At 41.4% G+C, this 6,485-nt stretch carries 9 protein-coding genes and 1 tRNA gene; 3 read left to right on the top strand and 7 right to left on the bottom strand.

Features of this window, described 5'->3' with window-relative positions:
• Nucleotides 1-101 precede the first annotated feature (101 nt).
• Nucleotides 102-278 (bottom strand): hypothetical protein, encoded by a 177-nt coding sequence (locus H6F66_RS23720; protein ID WP_199294844.1) that lies wholly within the window; start codon nt 276-278, stop codon nt 102-104.
• Between the two features lie 17 nt (nt 279-295).
• Between H6F66_RS23720 and H6F66_RS23715 the strand changes: the two genes are divergently transcribed.
• The 3 genes from H6F66_RS23715 (at nt 296) to H6F66_RS23705 (ending at nt 1,394) form a co-directional block, all read left to right on the top strand.
• A complete protein-coding gene (locus tag H6F66_RS23715) occupies nt 296-448 on the top strand; it encodes a hypothetical protein (protein WP_190447390.1) in 153 nt (50 codons plus the stop codon).
• Nucleotides 449-663: 215 nt separating this feature from the next.
• Entirely contained in the window at nt 664-1,083 is a 420-nt protein-coding gene (locus H6F66_RS23710) for a XisH family protein (RefSeq protein WP_190426442.1), read from the top strand.
• On the top strand, nt 1,068-1,394 hold the full coding sequence (locus tag H6F66_RS23705; RefSeq protein ID WP_190426439.1) for an element excision factor XisI family protein: 327 nt from the start codon (nt 1,068-1,070) through the stop codon (nt 1,392-1,394). Before H6F66_RS23710 ends, H6F66_RS23705 begins: the two co-directional genes overlap by 16 nt.
• Before the next feature lie 4 nt (nt 1,395-1,398).
• Here H6F66_RS23705 and H6F66_RS23700 read toward each other — a convergent pair whose 3' ends face one another.
• From H6F66_RS23700 to H6F66_RS23675, 6 genes are all read right to left on the bottom strand, one after another.
• Entirely contained in the window at nt 1,399-1,695 is a 297-nt protein-coding gene (locus tag H6F66_RS23700; protein ID WP_190426436.1) for a hypothetical protein, read from the bottom strand.
• A gap of 18 nt (nt 1,696-1,713) precedes the next feature.
• The gene (locus H6F66_RS23695) at nt 1,714-3,732 is read right to left on the bottom strand and encodes a DUF3732 domain-containing protein (protein ID WP_190426433.1); all 2,019 of its coding nucleotides are present in this window, start codon (nt 3,730-3,732) and stop codon (nt 1,714-1,716) included.
• 5 nt (nt 3,733-3,737) lie between these two features.
• Complete coding sequence (locus H6F66_RS23690) at nt 3,738-4,229, bottom strand: three component ABC system middle component (protein ID WP_190426430.1); 492 nt, start codon at nt 4,227-4,229, stop codon at nt 3,738-3,740.
• Nucleotides 4,226-5,428, bottom strand: coding sequence for an ABC-three component system protein (locus tag H6F66_RS23685; protein ID WP_190426427.1), 1,203 nt, complete (start codon nt 5,426-5,428; stop codon nt 4,226-4,228). Before H6F66_RS23685 ends, H6F66_RS23690 begins: the two co-directional genes overlap by 4 nt.
• 458 nt (nt 5,429-5,886) lie before the next feature.
• A complete protein-coding gene (locus tag H6F66_RS23680; protein WP_190426424.1) occupies nt 5,887-6,213 on the bottom strand; it encodes a DUF4926 domain-containing protein in 327 nt (108 codons plus the stop codon).
• A gap of 102 nt (nt 6,214-6,315) precedes the next feature.
• Nucleotides 6,316-6,387, bottom strand: a tRNA-Gly gene (locus H6F66_RS23675).
• Nucleotides 6,388-6,485: the final 98 nt, after the last annotated feature.

Raw genomic sequence — 6,485 nt, 5'->3', positions numbered from 1 at the left:
GTCCCTGACCCTCAGCCTGCCGTTGCTTGCCAGCGACAATCTAATGAGTCCCTAAAGCGCGAATTCACCGTTCTTAGCCACATTCCCGCTTCTTAGTTTTGTCAGTCAATCAGGGCTTCGTGGTCTTGTCCTGGTATAAGAATCTCGATCGTCCCGTCATAGTAAAACAGCCGCATCCCAGGAGAACCATCAAAGCCCTTCTGGATGAACTTGAACTGTTCCCAAGTTCCATGATGGACAATGCGTTGATCGGTTGTTTTGTCAAGTAGTGGGGGCATCGCGTTCACCTCTGGCGATGGTCGATTTTATTGTATCTTCTGGTTGGAGAGGTTATCGTGTCAGGCGCGATCGCACTCATGAGACTTTCATGCGATCGCCCGAACAGCAGTTACAGCAGCAGATTGAGGCGTGGCAAGCGATGGGGTCAAAGTTGGGAAGGAATGAATAAGCGATAGCTTCTCCTGATGACAAGGTATGAGCAGGATCAGCTGAGGTTGTTGGTCGTTGTGTCCCAGGTGTGGGAAGAGGGTTTAGATTACGGCTTTGTGGCAGGATGAGCGTTGTTATCAGTGTCAGTTGCTTTTTGTGGGAATGTCCACCTATCAGAAAGCTATTTGACCAAAGTATTTTCATGCGTAAAATTGAATAAAATGATTAATACTAATGTCTAGACGAGATGATTTACATTTTTCTCTGCGTCGTACCCTAGAAAAGGATGGTTGGACAATTACTGATGATCCGTTAGTTTTGCTGTTAGAGAGAACATTGCTAAAAGCCGATCTTGGAGCCGAAAAGTTTTTTAGTGCAGACAAAGAAAACCGTAAAATTGCAGTTGAAGTAAAAGACTTTGATACTCCTTCGGTAATTAGTGAACTAGAAAAAACGATGGGGCAGCTTCAGCTTTATCAGTGGGCTTTAGAAGAACAAGAACCAGATCGTCAGCTTTTTTTGGCGGTGAGCCAGTCTGTCTACTTAAAGCATTTTCAGAAACCAATTTTTCAGATGGCCATTAGACGGAATAAAATCAATCTACTGATTTATGAGCCTATAGATGAGGTCATTATCCAATGGATCGCTCACTAACCTATCCTGAAATTTTGACACAAGTATTACGGAAGGCATCAGATGCACAACCCCGATTACAGACAATTCAAATTCGTGCCGTGTGCGATACTGAGTCAGGGCAGTTTCTAATTATTGCAACAGGTTGGGAAAAAAGTGTTTGGCTTAATACAATCTTGTTCCATGCTCGGCTCTTCGATGGCAAGGTTGTTATTGAGGATGATAATTTTGAGGAGGGAATGACTGAAGCATTAATTAAAGCAGGAATTGCAGCAGAGGATATCGTGACGGGGCTTTCTCAAGAACAGCGACAGCTGACTCTACATCGTTAAGCACTCACATTCTTACTGTTTGCAACCATCCAAATAATTGGGATGAGAAACAAGGTTGAAACGTGAGAAGCGATGCGATCGCACTCATGAGGCTTTCATGCGATCGCATCCAACAATTACAGCAGCAGATTGAAGAGTGGAAAGCGTTACTGGAAAAGTTGGGAGGGAATGAATAAGCGATCGCATTCATCAGGCTTTCATGCGATCGCATCCAACAATTACAGCAGCAGATTGAGGCGTGGCAAGCGATGCGGTCAAATTTGGTAGGGAATGAATGAGCGATCGCACAACTAGGTTTCACACTCTTTTTTGGAGATGTCTATTCATTATTTAGCCATTCCAATGGTACAAGTTTTCTGTCTTCTCTCCAGGTTTCGACAAGCGCAATCTGGAAACGCTCATCGTCAGATAGATTAGCATGATCTGTGATAATAACTTGAAAGTTTGGAGCCAACAATTCAACCACATCAAATATAAAATTGAAAATTCTTCTGATGGATTCTCTATCTTGATTGCTCAAAATTTCAATAGAGCCTGTTGATTCAAAGGATTCAAAGTTTACAGAAGTAGAGACATCAGCGTTTTCAAAGAGATTTGGAAAATAAACTTGTGTTGGTTGGTCTATAAACAAAAAACGAGGCGTAGGGCGACTGTTTTCTACAAAATATTTATGTAGGGCAAAGTGAGCAATCAGATGATAGCCAAGCCAATTTTCTGCACTACCAATTTGGCTAAGTGGAATAGGTCGTTGAGGGGTATCAACAATAACAGTGCCGCGATTCAGATTTAAACTAACTGGAGATTGTCCATCTGCGTGTTCAAGTTGTAATATCCCCGCCCATTGAGTCATTTGTAATCCAATTCGGTTTAAAGCAGAAACTAGTCTTGCTTGCTTCTCTTCGGGATCGAGTAACACTTCTATCTCTCTAATGTGATTCTCTGATTGAGTAACTCGGCTTCGCAACTCGATCGTTTCATCAGTAAATACAGCATTTTCTAGCCAGAGACTGATTCGACCTTGCACCCGGCTGCAAGCTAATGCCTCCTGGTATGACTGTCTAGGCGCGCCTCGTTCCGCTAATATACCTTCAATTTCGCGATATGTAGTCTGTAGCCTCTGCCTTGTAGTGCTTAGTTCACGCTGACGTTCTCCAATATATTCACGTAAGTGAGGTCTGTCTCGCTCAACAAACTCAAGATCCTGTTGAATGTCCCTCAATGATCGCTGGATAGCTTCAGCTCTAGGAACTGGTTCAGGAAGTTGTTGAGAGCAGAGTGGACAGGTTGATGCATCATGTGAGTTGACTCTTGGTAAGTTATCGAATAAGCCAATAGATTCTAATCTTAATTGCTGCTCGTGGGCAGCTACAGAGTACCCGTCTGCTTCCTGAGCATACCTTTCAGCATCGTCAATCTCATTTTTCTTACGAGTTAACTCTTCCTGCAATTCTCTAACTCGCCTTCGTAATCGTTCAAGCCGATCTCCGTTTGGCGACTCATCATCCTCAGAAAACGAAATAATTTCAGGTGGAGTCCACTGTACTGCCTGTTGAAGAAGTTGAGTTAAATCGTCTAGGTTATCAGGAATTTCTTGACTGTTGAGCAAACCAACTTCTATTGCTTGAGATACTAGTTGAACCGCATTTGTGGCTCCCTCTCCCCGAATAGATTCAGCTTCTTCCAAATCACGTTTAGCAGCTTTCAATGCCCGTTTATTCAGCGTTAATTCTTGTTCAAGTGCGAGCATATCTTCCCTAATGACGCCTAGAAAGTAGGGTAAAGTATCTTTAATAGCAACTAAAATTCGGTTATTTCCCTCACTTTGTCGATGAAATAGCTGGTCTCTCGATGTTAAGTCGTTTTGACTCTGAAAACACAGAAAAAGTGCATGTCGAAAATTTGCTTCTAAAGGAAGTCGAGTTTGCCCTGAGGGAGGGGTATTCAAATTAGGTGAAATTCCGAGTTTGTTGTTAATGTAGGTTTCAACTGCATCAGATGTTGTATTTGGCTGAATAATTTCTTCAGGAATCTCAACTTCTGATGCTTCTAAAAGGAAAGCTACATTCGTGGAATTTCTGTTAGGAGGTGGACTCTGACGAGCAACAAATATCTGGCTGGCAGGAAATTGTAATCTTAGAGCATACCATGCCACGGTGTCACGAATTGGACCAACAGGAATATTGCAGGGGTTTCGCCCTAAGCAATAATCCACGATATCAATGAGTGCTGATTTACCTGTTCTTGACTCACCTGTGATGATATTGACACCTCCTACTCTAAGCGGTAGGATTCGTCGTTCACCAGTTCTTGAGTAGAGAACAATATCACAAATTTGCATAGTAACTAAGGCTGTATTCCCCACATAGTATATATTGTCACTACGTCACCTGCCTTAGCCAACCATTTACCTAATAGCTTCGCTTTATCATAAAAATCTAGAGTAGAAGTCTGGTTTTGACTGTTCAAGCGTCTTCTAGAATACTGGGTAGGTCTTAATCCAGCTTCGTCATCCAATACTAATGCATCTAGCTGTAATAAAAAAGTTAAAGACTCTTTGCTGATGGGAAGTAGTTCACGTACTCGATAAGCAAAACCAACACGTAAGTGAGGATGTTCTTGAAGCCAATTATACAAGTAAGTATATCTACGAACCGTCATCGTAGCTCTTGTATCGTTGTACATCAAAGTGGGTAGAATTAGGCATGAGAGTGCATAGGGAAAGTTTCTACCCGTCTCATCAACATAAGACTTTATACAGAGCCGTATTATCTCTCCACAAAAGGCAGGGTTAAATAAATTGGCAACCTCAACTGGGCGTTCTTCCCAAACTGTCATGATACCTGGTTAGCTGCCTGTGCAATGAGATGACCTAAGCGTTCTAGAAATTCTGGGTGCCAACCCACTCTTAATCTATTAGCAAGAAGGTGATAGCTACCACGAGAAAGGTAAGAATCAATATAACTAGGACGAATAGGAGTAAAGTTATTAGTTTCAAACCACCTAAATAAATTTTTACCAAGTTCAGCCATCCTGTCTTGGTTCGGCAAGGTATCTCCCATATCTTCTTTCATAATTTCAAATTGTCTTCGCCACTCACCTACTAAATAGCTTTCATATCTTTCTAATTCCCCAGGATAGATTAGTCCTTCACTAAGCCACTTTGTTCGCTGTTGAAAGGCACGATAGTAATCGCCAACTGCAATTCGCAATCGAGTTTTACCCAGCAAAATTAAGCGTAATTGATGAACAAAAATTCGTTCATTCTCGCTGAGTTCTTCTTCATCCATTTCTAAAATCTCAGGAAAATCATTGGGTAAGTTCTCTTTCCCTAACTCATCTTGTAAATCATAAATTTTACGCTGTAGTTCAACTCCTTTGATAGTATTGTATTCATCGCTCATAAGGTGGTCAATTACTATTTTGAACCACCATCCTTCTAATCTGCTCTTCAAAGAGCCTGGAAATCTAGATAGTAGATGAATCTCTTGCGCTATCTTGCTTTCTACATCCCTAATATTAGGCGAGCCATCGATAACATAGATTCTGCTAACAAGCATTATTTTTTGCTGATCAGATAGAGACAGGAATGCATCGTAGGCAGGTTTGTTAGTTTTACTATTCGATTTATTCGCAATCGAAATTAAATTGTTTAGTGCCTTTGTCTCATCTCGGTGTTCATCACGCTTCAACCAACTTGGAATAGTTAATTCTGGAGCCTTTGATGTAGTAATCAAGGTTAAGATTACTTCATTGAATCTATTTGGATTTTCAGCTATTTGTGTACTCCAAACACGAATTGTTTTCCACAAATCAGGACTTGAATCCGTTAATGCAGCTTTTTTACTAATATGGTGTTTTAACTGGAGTAATTCTATTGGTTCACCTTGTCTTTCAAAGGCGACATCATCAAGTTGCTCAATGGAAAGTTCAATTCCTGATTCATCTCTTATTTTCTTAAGCAGAATGAATAAGGCATATCTAATTTGATATAGATAACCTACTAAATGTTCACTTGCAGAAAACTGATCAGACATTTGTCGCAGCTATCTATATCACCTACTGGATAGAAGTACCGAACTGTACTACAGCCTACCGCTACTTGCTCTAATAGAGAAACAAGTTTCTGTGATTGTTTTTTTGCGCCTTGTTGGAAGAGGATTGTCTGTACTTATAGTACAAGTGTACTTACAAGGGACTGATTTAATATTACCTCTTTTTTGTCTAGCTTTTTCATCTTGTATTGCAAGCTTGTTACAAAATTCTTAAACATACTTCACATTGCTTGCCCAAGTCATCTTTATCCAATAACGATTGAAACGCCACCTGTTGAAGCCCAAACTATATCTAGGTTTCAAACCGATTCTCGCGAACCTTGCCAAATATGGCTTTAGGAGTCTGATGAATCGTCCACCAAACTTCTCTGTTGCCCAAAGCTTTTCAAATTCTTTCGTAGACGCTTGTAAATGCGATCGCGAAGTGTGCGCGAAGCGCCTTAAACACTAACATTCTCTGACTGCTCTTTTTGCAAGAGAAAATCTAGATAGTCTTCCAATTGCAGCCGCCTCGATTTTGATAGCTGACGTAATTTGCGTACAATCATTTCTTCCTGCTGCCACTGAGAGATAGGGATAATTTGCGAGGCGGCGACTTCCAGCGTCACCTGAGGTAGATCAAACCCTTCCAAGCTATACCCGTCCTCTTCCCCTCCTGGCATGGGGTAATGTTCCACGATTGTCGCAATATCCCCCCGCTTCAGACCGTGTTCTGGTAAATTCTGAGCCAGGGCAACTTGGGAAAAGAGAGGGTGCTGTACCTTCATCAATTGGCTCCTTTATCTGGCACTAAGGTGACAAATTTAGTCGTACCATTTGCAACCATCCAAATGGTCAGGATGACGACAAATAATTAGTAACTGTAAAAAAGCGGGTGATCGGACTCGAACCGACGACATTCAGCATGGGAAGCTGACGTTCTACCACTGAACTACACCCGCATTTACTTTTCAGCTAATTGCTGATAGGTAAACTATATTATAACACTCATCTAATGTAGAGCGCCAGCATCCAGCATTAGGAAAACTGGCGCTTTCAG

Source organism: Trichocoleus sp. FACHB-6 (assembly GCF_014695815.1).
Lineage (GTDB): Bacteria > Cyanobacteriota > Cyanobacteriia > Cyanobacteriales > FACHB-T130 > Funiculus > Funiculus sociatus.
This window is presented reverse-complemented; position numbering and strand designations above follow the sequence as displayed.